The following is a 21,114-nucleotide window of genomic DNA, read 5'->3' as shown; positions in this document are numbered from 1 at the left end:
TTAGCTTATCTGGCTTCTAACCAATACCCTGCTTTTTATTAGTTACATTCCTTCAAAGAATTCTATGCCTTTACTATCTTTAGTCAATCTTACAATTGCTTTTTTATAGTCTGGCCTCTTTCCGAAGTGTACACCTACTCTTTTATTCTTACCTATGTATCTTGCAGTCTTGACTTCCTGTACTTTTACTCCAAATACATCCTCAACCGCTCTTTTTACCATAGATTTATTAGCATGTATGTCAACTATAAAGGTGTATTTCTTATCATTCATTGAAGCCATACTCTTTTCAGTTACGATTGGTCTTCTTATGATATCATAATTTGTTAATTTCATTATGCATACACCTCCTCAATCTGTGATACAGCTTCTTTAGTAATTACGAGTTTATCATATTTTAATAGGTCATAGACATTTAAATTATTTACTGGTAATACTGATACATTTTTAATATTTCTTGCTGATTTATATACATTTTCATTTGAATTCTTTGTAACTATTAAAGTTTTTTTAGCATCAAATGCATCAAGCATCTTTACCATTTCTTTTGTCTTTGGGGCTTCTAACTCCAAAATATCTACAACTACTAATTCCTGATCCTGTACTTTACTTGTAAGAGCTGATTTCATCGCAACCCTTCTCATTGATTTTGGAACTGAGATTCTATAATCTCTTGGTTTTGCAGCAAAAACAACGCCACCATGAATCCATTGTGGTGCCCTTATTGATCCTTGTCTTGCTCTACCAGTACCTTTTTGTCTCCAAGGTTTGATTCCGCCTCCAGACACTTCTGATCTAGTTTTAGCTGATTGAGTTCCCTGTCTTTTGTTTGCAAGTAATGCAACAACTACTTGATGTAGTGCATACTGATTAACTTCAACTCCAAATACTTTATCTGAAAGTTGAACATCTCCAATTCTTTGACCTTCTTTATTAAATAATCCTACTGTAGGCATTCTGCATCCTCCTTTCTACCAAATTATTAGGCTTTAACTGTATTTCTTATTACTACAAATCCTTTATTAGGTCCCGGTACTCCACCTTTTATCAAGATAATATTTTTTTCCGGCATAACTTTTGCAATTTGTAGATTTAATACTGTCGTATTAACATTTCCCATATGTCCTGGCATTCTCTTGCTTTTAAATGTCCTTGATGGATCTGATGATGCTCCCATTGATCCAACAGCTCTATGGAATTTAGAACCATGAGACATAGGTCCTCTATGTGCATTCCATCTCTTTATTGTGCCCTGAAATCCCTTACCTTTTGAAACTCCAGATACATCTACTTTTTCTCCAACTTCGAATACATTTGCCTTTATCTCCTGGCCGATTTCATAGCCTTCTATATCTTCTAACCTAAATTCTCTTATAAATTTCTTGAAAGCAACACCTGCTTTTGTAAAGTGTCCTTTCTTAGGTTTATTTAAAAGTTTTTCCCTTACATCTGCATAAGCAACTTGCACAGCATCATAACCATCTTTTTCAACAGTTTTCTTTTGAACCACTACACAAGGTCCTGCTTCAATTACTGTTACTGGAACTACTTTTCCATTTTCATCAAATATTTGTGTCATACCAAGTTTTTTTCCTAGTATTCCCTTTTTCATACTTTACACCTCCTCAACATATTAGCGGATCATACATGCATATGATCATAATAGTCAGTAATAGTATCATATCTATTACAACTTTAATTATAGTTTTATTTCAATATCAACGCCTGCTGGTAAATCAAGTCTCATAAGCGCATCAACAGTTTTTGGTGAAGGACTTATTATGTCTATTAATCTTTTGTGAGTTCTTATTTCAAACTGTTCTCTTGAATCCTTATATTTGTGTGGAGCTCTTAATATTGTAACAATATCTTTTTCTGTTGGTAGTGGAACTGGTCCTGCCACCTTAGCTCCTGTAGTTTTTGCTGTTTCTACAATTTTTTCTGAAGATTGATCCAGGATATTATGATCAAAAGCCTTCAATCTTATCCTTATTTTTTGTTTTGCCATATTATTCCCTCCTTTTCATGCACGCTTGCTTCTTACGTACAACAGCGGATTGGTTCTATAAACTGTTCCGGGTGTTTCATAAATACAACCACAAAAGCTCATTTATAGCATAACCGTCGTCAGGTTCAAAGACCTTAACATACTCAGCCAAGAATTACCCGGAAGCCCGGCAACCTCTTGCCTCATCGCTGTTATCACATTACAACTCCTTAATTATACACTAATTTTTTATTTTTGACAAGGTAATTTTTATTCTTATAAATAATTTAATAACAAAATTATATCTTATTAAAAAAGAGGAAGGATTTCTCCTTCCTTTTCTAATACAAACTCTTTGCTAGCTAATGAGTAAAATATAGATCAATTTTAAATTTCAATTACTCAACAATTGTAGTAACGACGCCTGAACCTACTGTTCTTCCGCCTTCTCTTATTGCAAATCTTAATCCTTCATCCATTGCTACCGGTGTTATTAATTCAACATCCATATTGATGTGATCTCCCGGCATTACCATCTCTGTTCCTTCCGGTAATTTTATTGATCCTGTTACATCTGTTGTTCTGAAATAAAATTGTGGTCTGTATCCATTAAAAAATGGTGTATGTCTTCCGCCTTCTTCTTTCTTTAGTACATATACCTGACCTACAAATTTCTTGTGCGGATGTACTGTACCGGGTTTTGCCAGTACCTGGCCTCTCTCTATATCATCTCTCTGTATTCCTCTTAACAATGCTCCTATATTATCCCCTGCCATTGCCTGGTCTAATGTCTTCCTGAACATCTCTACTCCTGTTACTACCGTCTTAGTCTTTTCTTCTTTAAGTCCTACTAATTCTACTTCGTCTCCTACTTTTAATATTCCGCTCTCTACTCTTCCTGTTGCTACTGTTCCTCTTCCTGTTATTGTCATTACATCCTCTACCGGCATTAAGAATGGTTTATCTGTTGCCCTCTGTGGTGTCGGTATATAGCTGTCTATTGCATCCATTAACTCATGTATACATTTCGTTGCTTCCGGGTCATCTGGATTCTCCAATACCTTTAACGCACTTCCTACTATTATTGGAACGTCATCTCCAGGAAAGTTATACTCGTTCAATAATTCCCTTACTTCCATCTCTACTAATTCTATTAATTCCGGGTCATCTACCTGATCTGCTTTATTTAAAAATACTACTATATAGTCAACTCCAACTCTTGATGCCAGCAATATATGCTCTCTTGTCTGCGGCATCGGTCCATCTGCTGCACTTACTACAAGGATTGCTCCATCCATCTGTGCTGCTCCTGTTATCATGTTCTTTACATAGTCAGCATGTCCCGGGCAGTCTACATGTGCATAATGTCTTTTATCTGTCTCATACTCTACATGTGCTGTATTGATTGTTATTCCTCTCTCTTTTTCTTCCGGTGCTTTATCTATTTCATCATATTTTGTTGCTGCTGCTTTTCCCTCTTTTGATAAAACTGTTGTTATTGCTGCTGTTAATGTTGTCTTTCCGTGGTCTACGTGTCCTATTGTTCCTATGTTTACATGTGGCTTATTTCTTTCAAATTTTTGTTTTGACATTTTTATTCCTCCCTAATAACTTAATCGTTATATATAAATTAATTTGTTACTTATTTATTTTTATCTCCAGTTATCTTTTCCTGTATGCTCTTTGGAACTTCTTCATAATGATCAAATTCCATTGAATAATTTCCTCTGCCTTGAGTTCTTGATCTCAAAACAGTAGCATAACCAAACATTTCTGAAAGTGGAACAAATGCTCTAATCACTTGTGCACCTGATCTTGGTTCCATTCCCTCTATTCTACCTCTTCTAGAGTTAATATCTCCCATTACATCACCCATATATTCTTCTGGTGTTGTAACTTCTACTTTCATCATAGGTTCAAGCAAAACTGGATCTGCTTTACCCATAGCATTCTTAAATGCCATTGAAGCAGCAATTTTAAATGCCATTTCTGATGAATCGACATCATGATATGATCCATCATATAATTTGACTTTGAAATTAATAACAGGATATCCGGCTACAATACCACTTTTAGAGGCTTCTTGTATACCATTATCAATTGGTTGAATATATTCTTTTGGAATAGCTCCTCCAACAATTGCATTTTCAAATGTATATCCTTCTTCTGTCGGTATCATTTCTATCCAACAATCACCATACTGACCGTGTCCACCAGACTGCCTTACAAATTTACCTTGAGCTTTAACAGTTTTTCTAATTGTTTCCTTGTATGCAACCTGTGGTTCACCAACATTACATTCTACTTTGAATTCTCTTTGTAGTCTATCAACAATTATCTCAAGATGAAGTTCTCCCATACCTGCTATAATTGTCTGGCCAGTTTCATGATTGGTATATGTTTTAAATGTAGGATCTTCCTCTGCAAGTTTTGCTAAAGCTATACCCATTTTCTCCTGACTTGCCTTTGTTTTTGGTTCTATAGCTACACGTATAACTGGTTCTGGAAATTCCATACTTTCAAGTATGATTGGATTTTCTTCATCACAAAGAGTATTACCTGTTGAAGTTTCCTTTAAACCAACTATTGCACCTAATTCACCGGCTCTAAGTTCTTCTACCTCTTGTCTGTGATTTGAATGCATTCTAACTAATCTGCCTATTCTCTCTTTCTTACCCTTTGTTGAATTATATACATATGTACCACTCTTCATTATTCCTGAGTAAATTCTAGTAAAAGCAAGCTTACCTACAAATGGGTCAGTTGCAATCTTAAATGCTAATGCTGCCAATGGTTCATCGTCAGATGCAGGTCTCTCTGCTGGTTCATCAGTATCAGGAACTGTTCCTTTTATTGGTGGTATATCCAGTGGTGATGGCATATAAGCAATAACTGCATCTATCATTGGCTGAACACCTTTATTTTTATATGATGATCCACAAACAACTGGAACTATTTCATTTGAAATAGTAGCTTTTCTAAGAACAGATTTAATTTCATCTGCAGTTAACTCTTCACCATCAAGATATTTCATCATTAATTCTTCATCTTGTTCAGCTACAGCTTCAACTAAAGTTGTTCTATATTCAGCTGCTTTATCTTTTAATTCATCTGGTATTTCAACTTCATCCATAACAGTTCCAAGATCATCTTCATATATAATAGCTTCATTCTCAATAAGATCTACAATTCCTTTGAATTTATCCTCTGCACCTATTGGAATTTGAATTGGAACTGCATTACAATGTAATCTATCTCTTAACATGTTTACACACATGTAAAAATCTGCACCCGTTGAATCCATTTTATTTACATATACCATTCTAGGTACTTTGTAATTATCTGCCTGTCTCCATACAGTCTCAGTTTGTGGTTCAACACCACCCTTTGCATCTAATACTGTAACCGCACCATCCAAAACTCTAAGTGATCTTTCAACTTCTACCGTAAAATCCACGTGTCCTGGTGTATCTATTATATTTATTACATGATCCTTCCACATACAAGTAGTCGCTGCAGAAGTTATTGTTATACCTCTTTCCTGCTCCTGAACCATCCAGTCCATGGTGGCTTCACCTTCATGAACTTCTCCTATCTTATGAGTCTTTCCTGTGTAAAAAAGTATACGTTCAGTAGTAGTTGTTTTTCCGGCATCAATATGTGCCATTATTCCAATGTTGCGGTATTTTTCTAATGGATATTCTCTTCCCACTTAATCTTCCTCCTCTAAAAAGTAAAGTTTAGGATTTAAAATTTGACAAAACTGCTTTGGCATAACCCAAAACAGTTTTGAATATTAATATCTATAATGTGCAAAAGCTTTATTAGCTTCAGCCATTTTATGAGTATCTTCTCTCTTCTTTACAGCTGCACCCGTATTATTAGCTGCATCCATAAGTTCAGAAGCGAGTCTTTCTCTCATATATTTCTCTCCTCTTTTAGCTGCTGCTCCAAGAATCCATCTGATTCCTAAAGTCTGTCTTCTGTCAGGTCTTACTTCTATTGGCACCTGATATGTAGCACCACCTATTCTCCTTGCTTTTACTTCAAGTAATGGCATTACATTATTCATTGCTGCCTCAAATACTTCCATTGGATCTTTATCAGTCTTCTGTTTAATTAATTCAAAAGCACCGTAGCATATTTTTTGTGCTACTCCTTTTTTACCATCCTGCATTATGTTGTTTATCAATTTGCTAACAACTTTACTATTATACATTGGATCTGGTAATACATCTCTCCTAGGTATATGTCCTTTTCTTGGCACTTTTCTTCCCTCCTTAACATTTTTAAATTTAAGTTCATCGGTACTCGATAATCATAAAGAATATAAAATTACCGTAAAGTGCTCTGTACTTCTGCAAAAATCTATATATAAATGCTGAAGACATAGCACTATTTTCAACTTAAATTACCAAAGCATTATTTTTGTTTTGGTTTTTTTGCACCATATTTTGATCTTGATTGTAATCTGTTAGCCACTCCTGCTGCGTCTAATGCACCTCTAACTATGTGATATCTAACACCTGGAAGATCCTTAACTCTTCCTCCTCTTATAAGAACAACACTGTGTTCTTGTAAGTTATGTCCTACTCCCGGTATGTAAGCAGTAACTTCAAAACCATTTGTTAATCTAACCCTTGCAATTTTTCTTAGAGCTGAGTTAGGCTTTTTAGGTGTTGTAGTTTTTACTACTGTACAAACTCCCCTTTTTTGAGGACATTCTTTTAGTGCTGGTGCTGTTGATTTAGCACTTGCTGTCTTTCTACCTTTTCTTACTAATTGGCTAATAGTTGGCATAGCTACACCTCCTCATCAAATGTTATACATAAAAACTTATATTAAGATGTATAACTGAATAATAAACTTTATATTAAATTAATGATATAAACTTAAGCTAGTGTTACTTTAAAATAGCAACTGTTGATGCACCTACATCTATCGCACATAAATGTCCTAGTTCCTTCATTGTAGGTACATATATGATTTTAAGGGCATTTTCTTCAGCTAAATTAATAACCGGTCTTATTAACTTTTCATCAGCATCTTTAGCTATATAAACAGTCTTCACTTCGCAATTCTTTATAGCTTTAATTGTCTGTTTTATACCAATAACTTTATCGCCTTCAAGTCTTGAAACCATAAAACGTCCCTCCTTACAATAACTACAGGGTCAAAGCTTTAAACTTTGCCCTGTCAAAAAACACACAGATGTATTTTATCATTTTAAAACTACTATGTCAATAAATTAAATTCTAAGCCTGTATTTCATCATTCAATTGCTTTGTTTCTTCCTCACCATCAGTACTTATCTTTACTGATCTGTATCTAGTCATCCCGGTACCAGCCGGTATTAATTTTCCTATAATTACATTTTCCTTCAAACCCAAAAGTGGATCTGCCTTGCCTTTTATAGCTGCATCTGTAAGTACTCTTGTAGTTTCCTGGAAGGATGCTGCCGATAAGAATGAATCTGTAGCAAGTGCTGCTTTAGTTATTCCAAGTAAAGCAACTCTCCCTTCAGCTGGTTCTCCACCTTCTGCTTCAATTCTTTCATTTTCGGATTCAAAATCAAACATATCTACCATAGTTCCAGGAAGAAGTTCAGTATCTCCTTGACTTTCAATCTTTATCTTTCTAGTCATCTGTCTTATTACTACTTCAAGGTGTTTATCATTTATATCAACACCCTGTAATCTATAAACTTTTTGTACTTCAGATAAAAGATAATTTTTAACTCCCTGGACACCCTTTATCCTTAATATATCATGTGGATTAACGGACCCTTCTGTTATTTCATCTCCAGCATTTATTTCATCTCCATTAGATACCTTAAGTCTTGATCCGAATGGTATATCGTATGTTACTTCTTCACCGCTTTGAGTTACAACTACTACAGTTCTCTTTTTCTTTGTTTCTTCCATCCTTACTACGCCTGAAACTTCACTTACTATAGCAAGACCTTTTGGTTTTCTTGCTTCAAATAATTCTTCAACTCTTGGAAGACCTTGAGTTATATCAGATCCTGCAACACCACCTGTATGAAATGTTCTCATCGTAAGCTGAGTACCAGGTTCTCCAATACTTTGAGCTGCTATTATACCAACTGATTCTCCTATATTTATCTTTTGAGCAGTTGCCATATTCATTCCATAACATTTTGCACAAACACCATGCTTGGATTTACATGTAAATACTGATCTTATCTTTACCTTTTTTAAACCAGTCTTTTCAACTTTTTCAGCAAGCTTCATATCCATATAAGTATCACCTGGAACTACAACTTCACCTGTATTAGGATCTATTATATCCTCTGCAGAATATCTTCCTGTAAGCCTTTCTGCTAAACTTTCTATAACTTCATTTCCTTCTTTTATCTCCGAAACTTCAAATCCATTATGAGTTCCACAATCTTCTTCTCTTACTATAACATCCTGGCTTACATCAACAAGCCTTCTTGTCAAATATCCAGAATCCGCTGTTTTAAGTGCTGTATCTGCATTTCCTTTTCTAGCGCCATGTGTAGATATAAAGTATTCCTGAACATCAAGTCCTTCTCTGAAAGATGACCTGATAGGGAGTTCTATAATCTTACCCGATGGATTAGCCATAAGTCCTCTCATGCCTGCTAACTGTTTTATCTGACTCTTTGAACCTCTGGCTCCTGAGTCTGCCATCATGAATATAGGATTGAATCTATCGAGATTTTCCATTAGAGCATCTGCTACATCTTCGGTTGTCTTAGTCCATTTCTCTATAACTCTTTCATATCTTTCATCTTCTGATATAAAACCTCTTCTGTACATTTTTTCAATTTTATCAACAGCTGCATCTGCATCTGCAAGTAAAGTTTTCTTGGCTTCTGGAACCACCATATCTGAAGTTGAAACTGTTATAGCGCTTATCGTTGAATAATGATATCCCTTTGCTTTTATTTTATCAAGCATTATAGATGTTTGAGTTGCTCCATGTTTCATATAACATTTATTTATAATTTTTCCTAAATTCTTCTTTGCGACAAGAAAATCTATTTCTAATTTGAACTCATTCTCAGGTATAGTTCTATCTACAAAGCCTAAATCTTGAGGAATTGATTCATTAAATATAATTTTACCTGGAGTTGTTCCTATTATTCCAGTAATTTTCTCTCCATCCTTAATCTTAGTCAACTTAACTTTGATCTTAGCATGTATATCTATTTGCTTCAATTGGTATGCCATAATCACCTCATCCGGGGACGAGAACATTCTACCTTCACCTTTTACATTATCCTTATCTATTGTTAAATAATAAGAACCAAGCACCATATCCTGTGTAGGAACTACTACTGGCTTACCATCTGATGGTTTGAGTATATTATGTGCAGCAAGCATTAAAAATCTAGCTTCTGCTTGAGCCTCAACTGATAATGGAACATGCACTGCCATTTGATCGCCATCAAAATCAGCATTATATGCTGTGCAAGCAAGCGGGTGTAATTTTATTGCTCTACCTTCTACAAGTACAGGCTGAAATGCTTGTATTCCAAGTCTATGAAGCGTAGGTGCACGATTTAATAATACTGGATGATCTGCTATAACATCTTCTAATACATCCCATACTTGTGGTTGTACTCTCTCTACCATTCTCTTAGCACTTTTTATATTGTGAGATAATCCACTTTCTACTAACTTTTTCATTACAAATGGCTTAAATAGTTCAAGTGCCATTTCTTTTGGGAGTCCACACTGATACATTCTAAGTTCCGGCCCAACAACTATAACTGAACGTCCTGAATAATCAACACGCTTTCCAAGCAAATTCTGTCTGAACCTTCCTTGTTTACCTTTAAGCATATCTGATAAAGATTTTAAAGGCCTATTTCCGGGACCAGTTACAGCTCTTCCTCTTCTTCCATTATCTATAAGAGCATCAACTGCTTCTTGAAGCATTCTTTTTTCATTTCTTACTATTATGTCTGGTGCTCCTAAATCTAATAACTTCTTAAGTCTATTATTTCTATTTATAACTCTTCTATACAAATCATTCAAATCTGATGTTGCAAACCTTCCACCATCAAGCTGAACCATAGGTCTTAAATCAGGAGGAATTACAGGTATTACATCTATAATCATCCATTCAGGTCTATTTCCCGACTTTTTGAATGATTCCACAACCTCGTATCTTCTTATTATTCTTACTTTTTTTTGCCCTGTACTAGTCTTTAAATCCTTCTTTAAGTCATCCGAAAGCTGATCAAGATCTATTTCTTCTAATAGTTTTTTAATTGATTCGGCACCCATTCCTGCTGAAAAACTATCATCACCATATTTATCCACTGCTTCTCTATATTCTTTTTCATTCAAAAGCTGTTTCTTCAAAAGCGGTGTTTCTTTAGGATCTAAAACAACATATGAAGCAAAATAAAGCACTTTTTCTAATGCCCTTGGTGACATATCTAAAATTAATCCCATACGTGATGGTATACCTTTAAAATACCATATATGAGATACAGGGGCTGCAAGTTCTATATGCCCCATTCTCTCACGTCTAACTTTTGCCTTTGTAACTTCAACACCACACCTATCACAAACTATGCCTTTATATCTTATTCTTTTATATTTTCCACAATGGCATTCCCAATCTTTTATAGGCCCGAAAATTCTCTCACAAAATAAACCATCTCTTTCAGGTTTTAGAGTTCTATAATTTATTGTCTCAGGTTTTTTTACTTCACCTCTTGACCATTCTCTTATCTTTTCAGGCGAAGCTAGCCCTATTTGCAATGCATCAAAATTATTCAATTCAAACAAGGGTACATCCTCCCTTCCTAATGTTCGTCATTAAAATCATCTATTTCTAAATTATTCTGAATATCATCTAAAGATAAATCATCATAATCGAGATCTAATTCACCATCATTTTCATCAGATTGACCATATCCGTCTGGATGTTGCAATTGCTTAGAAGAATCATTGGAATCATTAGAATCATTAGAATCATTAGAATCTTCATTTCCTTCTATATTTACATCCAAATCTTCCATATCGTCTTCAACAGATTCTTTAAGTTTTATCTCTTCATTATCATCATTTAACACTTTAACATCAAGACATAATGCCTGAAGTTCCTTTATAAGAACTTTAAATGATTCAGGTACTCCTGGTTCAGGTATATTTTCTCCCTTAACAATAGCTTCATAGGTTTTAACTCTACCTACTACATCATCAGACTTAACCGTCAATATTTCCTGAAGTGTATGAGCTGCACCATATGCTTCAAGTGCCCATACCTCCATTTCTCCAAATCTCTGTCCTCCAAATTGGGCTTTACCTCCTAGTGGCTGCTGAGTAACTAATGAATACGGTCCTGTTGACCTCGCATGTATTTTATCATCGACTAAATGAGCAAGTTTTAATATATACATATATCCTACAGTTACACGACTATCAAAAGGTTCTCCTGTTCTTCCGTCATACAATACAGTTTTACCATCTTTATCATATCCTGCTTTTTCAAGACATTTAAGTATATCATCTTCAGTTGCTCCATCAAACACTGGTGTTGCTATATGCCATCCCATTTCTGCCGCTGCCCAGCCTAAATGAACCTCAAGTACCTGACCAATGTTCATACGTGAAGGCACTCCTAATGGGTTTAAACATATCTGAAGAGGTCTTCCATCTGGTAAGAAAGGCATATCCTCCTCTGGTAATATTCTCGAAATAACACCTTTATTACCATGTCTTCCTGCCATCTTATCTCCAACCGATATCTTCCTCTTTTGAACAATATAACATCTAACTAATTTATTTACTCCTGGAGGGAGTTCATCCCCATTTTCTCTTGTAAATACTTTTATATCTACAATTATTCCTGATTCTCCATGCGGAACTCTAAGTGAGGTATCTCTTACTTCTCTTGCCTTTTCACCAAATATGGCTCTTAACAATCTTTCTTCAGCTGTAAGTTCGGTCTCTCCTTTTGGAGTAACTTTACCAACAAGTATATCTCCAGCTCTAACCTCCGCACCTATTCTTATTATTCCTCTGTCATCTATATCCTTTAATGCATCTTCGCCAACATTAGGTATATCTCTTGTTATTTCTTCAGGTCCCAGTTTGGTATCTCTTGCCTCTGCTTCATATTCTTCTATATGAATCGATGTGAATACATCTTCTTTAACCAATTCTTCAGAAATTAACATGGCATCTTCGTAATTATAACCTTCCCATGTTATAAATCCCATTCTAATATTCTTTCCTAATGCTATTTCTCCAAGATCTGTGGAAGGTCCATCAGCAATTACAGTACCTTTTTCTACTCGTTCTCCTTTAGAAACTATAGGTCTTTGATTTATGCATGAACTTTGATTGGATCTCTTAAATTTAAGTAGCCTATACGTATCTATACTTCCATCAGAATCTCTTTTTACCCTTACTTCATTAGAACCTACAAATACAACTGTTCCTGCATTTCTAGCCTTAGGTAATACCCCTGAATCTACTGCTGCTTTATATTCTATTCCAGTACCAACTATAGGAGCCTGGGGCTTCAATAAAGGCACAGCTTGACGCTGCATATTAGACCCCATAAGTGCACGGCTAGCATCATCATTTTCGAGAAACGGTATCATTGCAGTTGCAACAGAAACCATCTGCCTTGCAGAAACATCCATAAGATCTACATCTTTTGGAGGAACAACAATGACATCTTCCTTATCTCTTACTGTAACCTTATTATCTACAAAATGACCATCCTCATCTATAGGCTCATTCGCCTGCGCAATCAAATACTGATCTTCCTCATCTGCAGTCATATAAACTATTTTATCTGTTACTACTCCATTTTCCTTATCAATTAATCTATAAGGTGCCTCTATAAAACCATATTCATTTACCTTTGCATATGCTGCCAATGAATTTATAAGCCCTATATTTGGTCCTTCTGGAGTTTCTATAGGACACATTCTTCCATAATGTGAATGATGAACATCTCTAACTTCAAATCCAGCTCTCTCCCTGGAAAGTCCACCCGGTCCTAAAGCAGATAATCTCCTCTTATGAGTAAGTTCTGATAGAGGATTAGTTTGATCCATGAATTGTGAGAGCTGTGAACTACCAAAAAATTCTTTAATAGCTGCTGCTACAGGTCTTATATTTATTAATGCCTGTGGTGTTATTACCTCTTGATCTTGAATAGTCATTCTCTCTTTAACCACTCTTTCCATTCTAGAGAGTCCTATTCTAAACTGATTTTGAAGTAGTTCACCAACAGATCTAAGTCTTCTATTTCCAAGATGATCAATATCATCAGTATGACCAACATCGTATACAAGTCCCAATTCGTAACTTATAGTTGCATATATATCATCTCTTATAATATGTTTTGGTATTAGGGAATGTATATTTTTCTTTATTTGATTCTTTATACTATTTTCATCACTATAATTATCCAATATTTCCTTTAAAGCTGGATAATAGACGAGTTCTTTTATATTTAAATCAGAAATGTCAAAATTGACAATTTTATGTATGTCAACAAAGTGATTTCCTATAACTCTAACTGTTCTATCTTCAAGTTCAATATCAACTGCATTAATACCACAGTTCTGTATTTGAAGTGCATTTTCTCTAGTTATCTTTTCACCTTTTTGAACCATTATTTCACCGGTTTGTGGATTGACAACATCAGAAGCTGATATTCTATTCATTATCCTAAGATATAAAGCTAGTTTTTTATTAAATTTATATCTTCCTACCCTTGATAAATCATATCTTTTTGCATCAAAAAATAGAGATTCAATAAGCGACTGTGCACTATCAACAGTAGGAGGTTCTCCCGGTCTTAATCTCTTGTATATTTCAAGTAATGCCTCTTCACGAGTCTTTGTATTATCTTTTTCTATAGTAGACTTTAATCTTTCATCTTCACCAAAGAAATCAACTATTTCAGCATCCGTTCCATAGCCCATTGCTCTAATCAAAATAGTTATAGGCAATTTTCTCGTTTTGTCTATCCTTACATATATTATGTCATTAGAATCTGTTTCATATTCAAGCCATGCACCTCTATTTGGTATAACCGTCGATGAAAAAAGTTTTTTCCCTGTTTTATCGATTGTCATATCGTAATATACACCTGGCGACCTAACTAACTGGCTTACAATTACTCTCTCAGCTCCATTTATAATGAAGGTTCCTTGTTCTGTCATAAGAGGGAAATCTCCCATAAATACTTCTTGTTCTTTAACTTCACCAGTTTCCTTGTTAAGTAACATAACCTTTACTTTTAATGGTGCTGCATAAGTCGAATCTCTCTCTTTACACTCTTCAACAGAATATTTGATATTATCCATATCAAGTTTGTATCCAACAAATTCCAAATTTAAATTTGCTGTATAATCTTGAATAGGATTAATATCATCAAAAACTTCCTGTAGACCTTCGTTCAGAAACCAATTATAAGAATCTAACTGAACTTCAATCAAATTTGGCATTTTCGCCACTTCATTAAGCCTAGAAAAACTCATTCTTGTTCTTTTACCAACTTGGACAGGATGTACCATTGACTTTCACCCCTTGCATAAACTAAAAATAACCAAAAACACATACTTTAAAATGTATTTCTGGGTTAATTTCACTGCTATCAAATTATTATAACCTATTTTGCATAATTAATACAATTTTCAATTTAAAATAAACATAAATTTTACAATTAATCAATGCAATTTATTATTTTATCACAATTTAATTATACTGTCAACATATATTAGAGTACTAAAATAATAACAGGAAACATATTTAATTTCACAGCAATATAATAAACAACCCTTTTAATGTACAAATTATTTACTTTATATTTTAAAAAAGAGGCACTTTTTTTAAAGTGTCTCTTAATTTTAAAGGTTATTATTTTAATTCAACAGTAGCTCCAACTTCTGAAAGTTTTGACTTCATAGCCTCTGCTTCATCTTTTGCTATAGCTTCTTTTAATGTCTTAGGAGCTCCATCAACTAATGCTTTAGCATCTTTCAATCCTAATCCAGTTATTTCTCTAACTGCTTTTATAACCTTGATCTTTTCTGATCCAGCACTTGTTAATACTACATCAAATTCAGTTTTTTCTTCTGCAGCGCCTGCAGCACCTGCAGCAGCACCTGCAACTGCAACTGGAGCAGCTGCACTTACTCCAAATTCCTCTTCACATGCTTTTACTAAATCATTTAATTCTAAAACGCTCATATCTTTTATAGCTTGAATTATTTCTTCCTTATTCATTTATTGGCACCTCCAAAATTTCCTTTCATTAAATATACAAAATTATGCTTCTTGAGATTCTTTTTGTTCTTTTATAGCATTTAATAAATAAACAACTTTTGATAATGGAGCTTTGAAGCTTCCAAGAAGTTTTGCAATAAGAACTTCTTTTGGCGGAATCTTTGCAAGTTGTATAATCTTATCCTTATCAAAGAATTCTCCTTGAACTATTCCACCTTTTAATTCTAATTTTTTATGGTCTTCTGCAAATTCGTTAAGAATTCTTGCTGGAGCAGTAGGATCTTCATATCCAAACGCAATTGAAACTGGTCCTTCAAGAAGATCATTTAATCCTTCATAACCTAACTCTTTTGCTGCTAATGTACCTAAAGTATTTTTATAAACTTTATATTCAACACCAGCTTCTCTTAAATTTCTTCTAAGTGTAGTATCTTCTTCTACGGTTAAGCCTTGATACTTAGAAATAACAATACTCTTAGCCTTTTCCATTTTTCCCTTTATTTCTAAAACCTTTGCTTCTTTTAATTCTCTGTTTTTTCCCACTGTGTGTCCACCTCCTCACAGTTTAAACTGTTTTATACAAAATTTAAAGTCCCTCCATAAACATGAAGAGACCAACATTTCAAAATATATGTCTATTGGAATCCTCGGTAGGTTGGATAATCCTTTATGCTTTCGCACCTACTGTCTATGGAATATTTACTAAACTGTTAAGATTATATACAAATCTATAACATATGTCAATATTAATCTAAAACTTTAACTGGATTTATTTTTATTCCAGGTCCCATTGTACTTGAAATTACTACTGATTTCAAATACTGTCCTTTCGCTGCTGCTGGTTTAGCTTTAACTACAGCATCCATTAATGTGTGGAAATTTTCTTCTAACTTTTTAGCTTCAAAAGATTTCTTTCCTATCATAACATGAATTATAGCAGTTTTATCAACTCTATATTCAACCTTACCAGCTTTAATCTCATCTATTGCTTTGGCAACTTCAAAAGTAACTGTACCAGACTTTGGATTTGGCATTAATCCCTTAGGTCCTAAAACTCTACCTAATCTACCAACAACACCCATCATATCTGGAGTTGCAACTACGACATCAAAATCAAACCAATTTTCTTTTTGAATTTTTTGTACGTATTCTTCAGCCCCTACATAATCAGCTCCAGCATCTTCAGCTTCTTTTGCTTTATCACCTTTTGCAAATACTAAGACTCTTACTTTTTTACCAGTTCCATGAGGAAGTACAACTGCTCCTCTAACCTGTTGGTCTGCATGTCTTGGATCTACACCAAGTCTTAAAGCTAAATCTATAGTTTCATCAAATTTAGCTTTTGATGTTTTTAATACAAGCTCCACAGCTTCTGATGGAGTATATAATGTATTTTTGTCAATTAATTTGACACTTTCTTTATAATTTTTTCCCATTTTAAATCCTCCTTGTGGTTTTAACGGTTTTATGCCTCCCACTAATTTAAAAATTATTCTTCTACAGTTATTCCCATACTTCTTGCTGTACCTGCTATCATTTTCATAGCAGTTTCAACTGAAGCAGCATTTAAATCCTTCATTTTTGTTTCAGCTATTTGCTTCAATTGATCTTTAGTAACTTTAGCAACTTTTTGTTTATTCGGAACACCAGAACCACTTTCGATTCCTGCTGCCTTTTTTAGTAATACTGCTGCTGGTGGAGTCTTCAGTATAAAACTAAAAGATCTATCCTGGTATACAGTTATTACTACTGGTATTATTAATCCAGCTTGACTAGCAGTCTTAGCATTAAATTCTTTACAGAAACCCATAATATTAACACCATGCTGACCAAGTGCTGGACCAACTGGTGGTGCTGGAGTTGCTTTTCCTGCTGCAAGTTGAAGTTTAATCATTCCTACTACTTTTTTAGCCATGTTTTACACCTCCTATGATGTGGTAATATGGACTTTTGTCCTTCCACTTTTGTAAATTAATCTAATTTTCCTATTTGATTAAAATCAAGTTCAACAGGAGTTTCCCTGCCAAACATATTAACTGAAGCTTTTATCTTTCTCTTCTCAGTATTTATCTCCTGGACAACTGCTGGGAAATTTTCAAGCGGACCAGATTTTACTTTAACATTTTCACCAATCTCAATATCTATATTGGCTACCTTTTCTTTTATGCCCATAGACTCAACTTCTTGATCTGTAAGTGGTACAGGTTTCGATCCTGGCCCAACAAAACCTGTAACTCCCCTAGTATTTCTGACAACATACCAAGAATCATCTGTCATTATCATGTGTATTAAAACATATCCTGGAAATATCTTTTTCTGCGTGATTTTCTTTTTCCCATCTTTTACTTCTACTTGTTCTTCTATAGGAACTTGAATATCGTCTATACAATCATAGAGTTCTCTATTTTCTATGATTTTCTCAAGATTAGCCTTTACTTTATTTTCATAACCAGAATATGTATGAACTACATACCATCTAGCTTTATCTGCCATAATATAAGGAATGGGAACTAATTCCCTTCCTCCCTCCTTTTTTAATTTTATTTAAAAACAAGTTTAAATAAATTATTAAAACCAAAATCTAATACACCTACAATTACAATACATACGACACAAAATATCATAACCGTAATCGTGGCTTTCTTTACTTTATCTTTAGATGCCCAAGTTATTCTTTTGTGTTCTGATAACAATTCCTTTAAAAAGCCAATAAAACCACTGCCGGACGCTGCTGAACCTTTAACTTTTTTTACATTATTATCTACAGCCATTTTTGTTCACATCCTCTAAATTTTATTTATGACTCTAAAGGACTACTTAGTCTCTTTATGTAATGTATGTTTATGGCAAAAAGGACAATATTTTTTCATTTCTAACCTATCTGGATCATTTTTCTTATTTTTCATTGTATTGTAGTTTCTCTGTTTACAATCCGTACAAGCTAATGTTACTTTTGTTCTCATTTCTTACACCTCCTGAAAACTACATATATAATATTTATATTAATATTTTAATCTCTCATAATTGTGCATCACTTAGATAATTTATCATAAGTCAGCTTATATGTCAATAAAATTGTCCTAAATATACACAGTAAATGATTTTTAAAAGGACTAGGTCTAGAAACCCAGTCCTATAAATTCAATTACTCAACAATTGTAGTAACGACGCCTGAACCTACTGTTCTTCCGCCTTCTCTTATTGCAAATCTTAATCCTTCATCCATTGCTACCGGTGTTATTAATTCAACATCCATATTGATGTGATCTCCCGGCATTACCATCTCTGTTCCTTCCGGTAATTTTATTGATCCTGTTACATCTGTTGTTCTGAAATAAAATTGTGGTCTGTATCCATTAAAAAATGGTGTATGTCTTCCGCCTTCTTCTTTCTTTAGTACATATACCTGACCTACAAATTTCTTGTGCGGATGTACTGTACCGGGTTTTGCCAGTACCTGGCCTCTCTCTATATCATCTCTCTGTATTCCTCTTAACAATGCTCCTATATTATCCCCTGCCATTGCCTGGTCTAATGTCTTCCTGAACATCTCTACTCCTGTTACTACCGTCTTAGTCTTTTCTTCTTTAAGTCCTACTAATTCTACTTCGTCTCCTACTTTTAATATTCCGCTCTCTACTCTTCCTGTTGCTACTGTTCCTCTTCCTGTTATTGTCATTACATCCTCTACCGGCATTAAGAATGGTTTATCTGTTGCCCTCTGTGGTGTCGGTATATAGCTGTCTATTGCATCCATTAACTCATGTATACATTTCGTTGCTTCCGGGTCATCTGGATTCTCCAATACCTTTAACGCACTTCCTACTATTATTGGAACGTCATCTCCAGGAAAGTTATACTCGTTCAATAATTCCCTTACTTCCATCTCTACTAATTCTATTAATTCCGGGTCATCTACCTGATCTGCTTTATTTAAAAATACTACTATATAGTCAACTCCAACTCTTGATGCCAGCAATATATGCTCTCTTGTCTGCGGCATCGGTCCATCTGCTGCACTTACTACAAGGATTGCTCCATCCATCTGTGCTGCTCCTGTTATCATGTTCTTTACATAGTCAGCATGTCCCGGGCAGTCTACATGTGCATAATGTCTTTTATCTGTCTCATACTCTACATGTGCTGTATTGATTGTTATTCCTCTCTCTTTTTCTTCCGGTGCTTTATCTATTTCATCATATTTTGTTGCTGCTGCTTTTCCCTCTTTTGATAAAACTGTTGTTATTGCTGCTGTTAATGTTGTCTTTCCGTGGTCTACGTGTCCTATTGTTCCTATGTTTACATGTGGCTTATTTCTTTCAAATTTTTGTTTTGACATTTTTATTCCTCCCTAAATTATTAACTTTTGGTTTAAGTAAACTCACCCTAGTGTTTTGCAAATTTATTTTACTGGAGCCCATGACCGGGATTGAACCGGTGACCTCCACCTTACCAAGGTGACGCTCTACCAACTGAGCTACATGGGCAATTTTGGAGCAGGAAACGGGACTCGAACCCGCGACAGCCAACTTGGGAAGCTGGTGTTCTACCACTGAACTACTCCTGCTTATAATAGTTTAAAAGTTATATACCGATTATCAATTTTAATACAAGTATAATCCTTTGTCAATATACAATTATTTATCACTTAGACATTTTTCTAGTTTTCTTTTAACTCTTTGGAGAGCATTGTCTATAGATTTAGCGTGCCTATCCAGGTCACACGCAATTTCCTGGTATGACTTTCCATCAAGATAAGACATTAAAACTTCCATTTCTAAATTAGATAATACCTCTCCGATTTCAGTATGTATGTGGCTTATTTCTTCTTTACTTATGATCAATTCCTCTGGATCAGCAACTTTCGCTTCAGATAATACATCTAAAAGAGTCCTATCCGATTCTTCATCATATATAGGTTTATTTAAAGATATATAAGTATTTAAAGGAATATGTTTCTGACGTGTAGCCGTCTTAATGGCAGTAATAATCTGTCTTGTTACACATAATTCAGCAAAAGCTTTAAAAGAAGACAATTTATCGGTTCTAAAATCCCTTATTGCTTTATATAATCCTATCATTCCTTCCTGATATATGTCCTCTTTATCTGCTCCAATCAAAAAATAGGATTTTGCCTTCGCTTTTACGAAATTTTCATATTTATTAATCAGATATTCTTGAGATTTAACATCTCCATTTTTAGCCTTTATAACAACTTCCTCGTCTACTTCATCTCCAAAGGAGGAAACTTTTTTACTAGCACAACCTTTTTTACTCAAGGTAATCCCCTCCAAGTCAAGAATGTATCATACAATACTGATTATACTTAGAAATAAATTAACAGTCAATAGATTTTCACTCGCTTCTCCGAATTTTTTCAAGTTTTTCCAGTATATCCGTATCAATTGAATCTTTTAATTCAAATTTTTTCTTTGAATACCCTTTATGAATTCTTTTTTGTATATTAACTCGAGTTGATTGTACTTCTTTATAAAATTCTATCGATGACATTCTAATTGCTCCACGTCCAAAAATAACTTGCTGTTCAAGTGAGTCAGATGTCACAACGCATACCTCAACTGAACGTCCTATATCATTTACAGTCCTTTCAATGAAGCTATCCGCTGTCTCTCCTTCTTTAGTAAAAACTACCATTACATTATTATTGACTCTTTCCTTTTTCTCTATGCTTCCAATTACCATATGTGCATCAAAAATAATAAAAACTCTATAATTCCTATACACCGCATAATTACTCAAAATTTCTATAAGCTTGTTCCTTGAGGATTCATAACTATATTCTTTTATTTTATTTAACTCAGACCAACTATTTATAACGTTATATCCATCTACAAAAATATTTTTCAC

21 protein-coding genes, 2 tRNA genes and 1 other annotated feature are annotated in these 21,114 nt (G+C 34.3%); all 23 genes read right to left on the bottom strand.

The window, feature by feature from the left end:
• Positions 1–42: 42 nt before the first annotated feature.
• The gene (gene rplW, locus D4Z93_RS01320; RefSeq protein WP_119969965.1) at positions 43–336 is read right to left on the bottom strand and encodes a 50S ribosomal protein L23; all 294 of its coding nucleotides are present in this window, start codon (positions 334–336) and stop codon (positions 43–45) included.
• The gene (rplD, locus tag D4Z93_RS01315) at positions 336–956 is read right to left on the bottom strand and encodes a 50S ribosomal protein L4 (protein ID WP_119969964.1); all 621 of its coding nucleotides are present in this window, start codon (positions 954–956) and stop codon (positions 336–338) included. The genes rplW and rplD overlap by 1 nt, the downstream gene beginning before the upstream one ends.
• Before the next feature lie 26 nt (positions 957–982).
• Positions 983–1,612 carry a 50S ribosomal protein L3 gene (gene rplC / locus D4Z93_RS01310; RefSeq protein ID WP_119969963.1) on the bottom strand — a complete coding sequence of 210 codons (630 nt, stop codon included), beginning with the start codon at positions 1,610–1,612 and terminating at the stop codon, positions 983–985.
• A gap of 87 nt (positions 1,613–1,699) precedes the next feature.
• The gene (gene rpsJ / locus D4Z93_RS01305) at positions 1,700–2,008 is read right to left on the bottom strand and encodes a 30S ribosomal protein S10 (RefSeq protein ID WP_119969962.1); all 309 of its coding nucleotides are present in this window, start codon (positions 2,006–2,008) and stop codon (positions 1,700–1,702) included.
• A 377-nt stretch (positions 2,009–2,385) separates the two neighbouring features.
• On the bottom strand, positions 2,386–3,579 hold the full coding sequence (tuf, locus tag D4Z93_RS01300) for an elongation factor Tu (RefSeq protein ID WP_119969948.1): 1,194 nt from the start codon (positions 3,577–3,579) through the stop codon (positions 2,386–2,388).
• Positions 3,580–3,629: 50 nt separating this feature from the next.
• A complete protein-coding gene (gene fusA, locus D4Z93_RS01295; RefSeq protein ID WP_119969961.1) occupies positions 3,630–5,699 on the bottom strand; it encodes an elongation factor G in 2,070 nt (689 codons plus the stop codon).
• Between the two features lie 84 nt (positions 5,700–5,783).
• Positions 5,784–6,254, bottom strand: a complete 471-nt coding sequence (gene rpsG / locus D4Z93_RS01290; RefSeq protein ID WP_119969960.1) for a 30S ribosomal protein S7 — start codon at positions 6,252–6,254, stop codon at positions 5,784–5,786.
• 155 nt (positions 6,255–6,409) lie between these two features.
• The gene (gene rpsL, locus D4Z93_RS01285) at positions 6,410–6,787 is read right to left on the bottom strand and encodes a 30S ribosomal protein S12 (RefSeq protein ID WP_119969959.1); all 378 of its coding nucleotides are present in this window, start codon (positions 6,785–6,787) and stop codon (positions 6,410–6,412) included.
• A gap of 103 nt (positions 6,788–6,890) precedes the next feature.
• On the bottom strand, positions 6,891–7,130 hold the full coding sequence (locus D4Z93_RS01280; RefSeq protein ID WP_119969958.1) for a ribosomal L7Ae/L30e/S12e/Gadd45 family protein: 240 nt from the start codon (positions 7,128–7,130) through the stop codon (positions 6,891–6,893).
• 112 nt (positions 7,131–7,242) lie between these two features.
• Entirely contained in the window at positions 7,243–10,779 is a 3,537-nt protein-coding gene (rpoC, locus tag D4Z93_RS01275) for a DNA-directed RNA polymerase subunit beta' (protein ID WP_119969957.1), read from the bottom strand.
• Between the two features lie 17 nt (positions 10,780–10,796).
• Positions 10,797–14,534 carry a DNA-directed RNA polymerase subunit beta gene (rpoB, locus tag D4Z93_RS01270; RefSeq protein ID WP_119969956.1) on the bottom strand — a complete coding sequence of 1,246 codons (3,738 nt, stop codon included), beginning with the start codon at positions 14,532–14,534 and terminating at the stop codon, positions 10,797–10,799.
• 343 nt (positions 14,535–14,877) lie between these two features.
• On the bottom strand, positions 14,878–15,246 hold the full coding sequence (gene rplL / locus D4Z93_RS01265) for a 50S ribosomal protein L7/L12 (protein WP_119969955.1): 369 nt from the start codon (positions 15,244–15,246) through the stop codon (positions 14,878–14,880).
• A gap of 42 nt (positions 15,247–15,288) precedes the next feature.
• Positions 15,289–15,789: a 50S ribosomal protein L10 gene (gene rplJ / locus D4Z93_RS01260; RefSeq protein WP_119969954.1), complete on the bottom strand. Its 501-nt coding sequence runs from the start codon at positions 15,787–15,789 to the stop codon at positions 15,289–15,291.
• A gap of 33 nt (positions 15,790–15,822) precedes the next feature.
• Positions 15,823–15,958 (bottom strand) — a sequence feature (ribosomal protein L10 leader region).
• Positions 15,959–15,992: 34 nt separating this feature from the next.
• Entirely contained in the window at positions 15,993–16,682 is a 690-nt protein-coding gene (gene rplA / locus D4Z93_RS01255) for a 50S ribosomal protein L1 (protein ID WP_119969953.1), read from the bottom strand.
• Between the two features lie 53 nt (positions 16,683–16,735).
• Positions 16,736–17,161 (bottom strand): 50S ribosomal protein L11, encoded by a 426-nt coding sequence (gene rplK, locus D4Z93_RS01250; protein ID WP_119969952.1) that lies wholly within the window; start codon positions 17,159–17,161, stop codon positions 16,736–16,738.
• Between the two features lie 56 nt (positions 17,162–17,217).
• On the bottom strand, positions 17,218–17,739 hold the full coding sequence (gene nusG, locus D4Z93_RS01245) for a transcription termination/antitermination protein NusG (RefSeq protein WP_162920226.1): 522 nt from the start codon (positions 17,737–17,739) through the stop codon (positions 17,218–17,220).
• Between the two features lie 47 nt (positions 17,740–17,786).
• On the bottom strand, positions 17,787–18,017 hold the full coding sequence (gene secE, locus D4Z93_RS01240; protein WP_119969950.1) for a preprotein translocase subunit SecE: 231 nt from the start codon (positions 18,015–18,017) through the stop codon (positions 17,787–17,789).
• Between the two features lie 42 nt (positions 18,018–18,059).
• Positions 18,060–18,209: a 50S ribosomal protein L33 gene (gene rpmG / locus D4Z93_RS01235; RefSeq protein WP_119969949.1), complete on the bottom strand. Its 150-nt coding sequence runs from the start codon at positions 18,207–18,209 to the stop codon at positions 18,060–18,062.
• A gap of 182 nt (positions 18,210–18,391) precedes the next feature.
• Positions 18,392–19,585 (bottom strand): elongation factor Tu, encoded by a 1,194-nt coding sequence (tuf, locus tag D4Z93_RS01230; protein WP_119969948.1) that lies wholly within the window; start codon positions 19,583–19,585, stop codon positions 18,392–18,394.
• A gap of 72 nt (positions 19,586–19,657) precedes the next feature.
• Positions 19,658–19,733 (bottom strand) — tRNA-Thr (locus tag D4Z93_RS01225).
• 5 nt (positions 19,734–19,738) lie between these two features.
• Positions 19,739–19,813: transfer RNA gene (locus tag D4Z93_RS01220), tRNA-Gly, on the bottom strand.
• A 70-nt stretch (positions 19,814–19,883) separates the two neighbouring features.
• Entirely contained in the window at positions 19,884–20,525 is a 642-nt protein-coding gene (gene sigH / locus D4Z93_RS01215; protein WP_119969947.1) for an RNA polymerase sporulation sigma factor SigH, read from the bottom strand.
• Between the two features lie 76 nt (positions 20,526–20,601).
• Positions 20,602–21,114 (bottom strand): NYN domain-containing protein, encoded by a 513-nt coding sequence (locus D4Z93_RS01210; RefSeq protein ID WP_119969946.1) that lies wholly within the window; start codon positions 21,112–21,114, stop codon positions 20,602–20,604.

This window comes from Clostridium fermenticellae (assembly GCF_003600355.1).
Taxonomy (GTDB): Bacteria; Bacillota; Clostridia; order Clostridiales; family Clostridiaceae; genus Clostridium_AV; species Clostridium_AV fermenticellae.
This window is presented reverse-complemented; position numbering and strand designations above follow the sequence as displayed.

Coding starts and splice junctions, on each gene's coding strand:
- rplW (WP_119969965.1), bottom strand. CDS start 336: ATGAAATTAACAAATTATGATATCATAAGAAGACCAATCGTAACTGAA.
- rplD (WP_119969964.1), bottom strand. CDS start 956: ATGCCTACAGTAGGATTATTTAATAAAGAAGGTCAAAGAATTGGAGAT.
- rplC (WP_119969963.1), bottom strand. CDS start 1,612: ATGAAAAAGGGAATACTAGGAAAAAAACTTGGTATGACACAAATATTT.
- rpsJ (WP_119969962.1), bottom strand. CDS start 2,008: ATGGCAAAACAAAAAATAAGGATAAGATTGAAGGCTTTTGATCATAAT.
- tuf (WP_119969948.1), bottom strand. CDS start 3,579: ATGTCAAAACAAAAATTTGAAAGAAATAAGCCACATGTAAACATAGGA.
- rpsL (WP_119969959.1), bottom strand. CDS start 6,787: ATGCCAACTATTAGCCAATTAGTAAGAAAAGGTAGAAAGACAGCAAGT.
- D4Z93_RS01280 (WP_119969958.1), bottom strand. CDS start 7,130: ATGGTTTCAAGACTTGAAGGCGATAAAGTTATTGGTATAAAACAGACA.
- rpoB (WP_119969956.1), bottom strand. CDS start 14,534: ATGGTACATCCTGTCCAAGTTGGTAAAAGAACAAGAATGAGTTTTTCT.
- rplL (WP_119969955.1), bottom strand. CDS start 15,246: ATGAATAAGGAAGAAATAATTCAAGCTATAAAAGATATGAGCGTTTTA.
- rplA (WP_119969953.1), bottom strand. CDS start 16,682: ATGGGAAAAAATTATAAAGAAAGTGTCAAATTAATTGACAAAAATACA.
- rplK (WP_119969952.1), bottom strand. CDS start 17,161: ATGGCTAAAAAAGTAGTAGGAATGATTAAACTTCAACTTGCAGCAGGA.
- nusG (WP_162920226.1), bottom strand. CDS start 17,739: ATGGCAGATAAAGCTAGATGGTATGTAGTTCATACATATTCTGGTTAT.
- secE (WP_119969950.1), bottom strand. CDS start 18,017: ATGGCTGTAGATAATAATGTAAAAAAAGTTAAAGGTTCAGCAGCGTCC.
- rpmG (WP_119969949.1), bottom strand. CDS start 18,209: ATGAGAACAAAAGTAACATTAGCTTGTACGGATTGTAAACAGAGAAAC.
- tuf (WP_119969948.1), bottom strand. CDS start 19,585: ATGTCAAAACAAAAATTTGAAAGAAATAAGCCACATGTAAACATAGGA.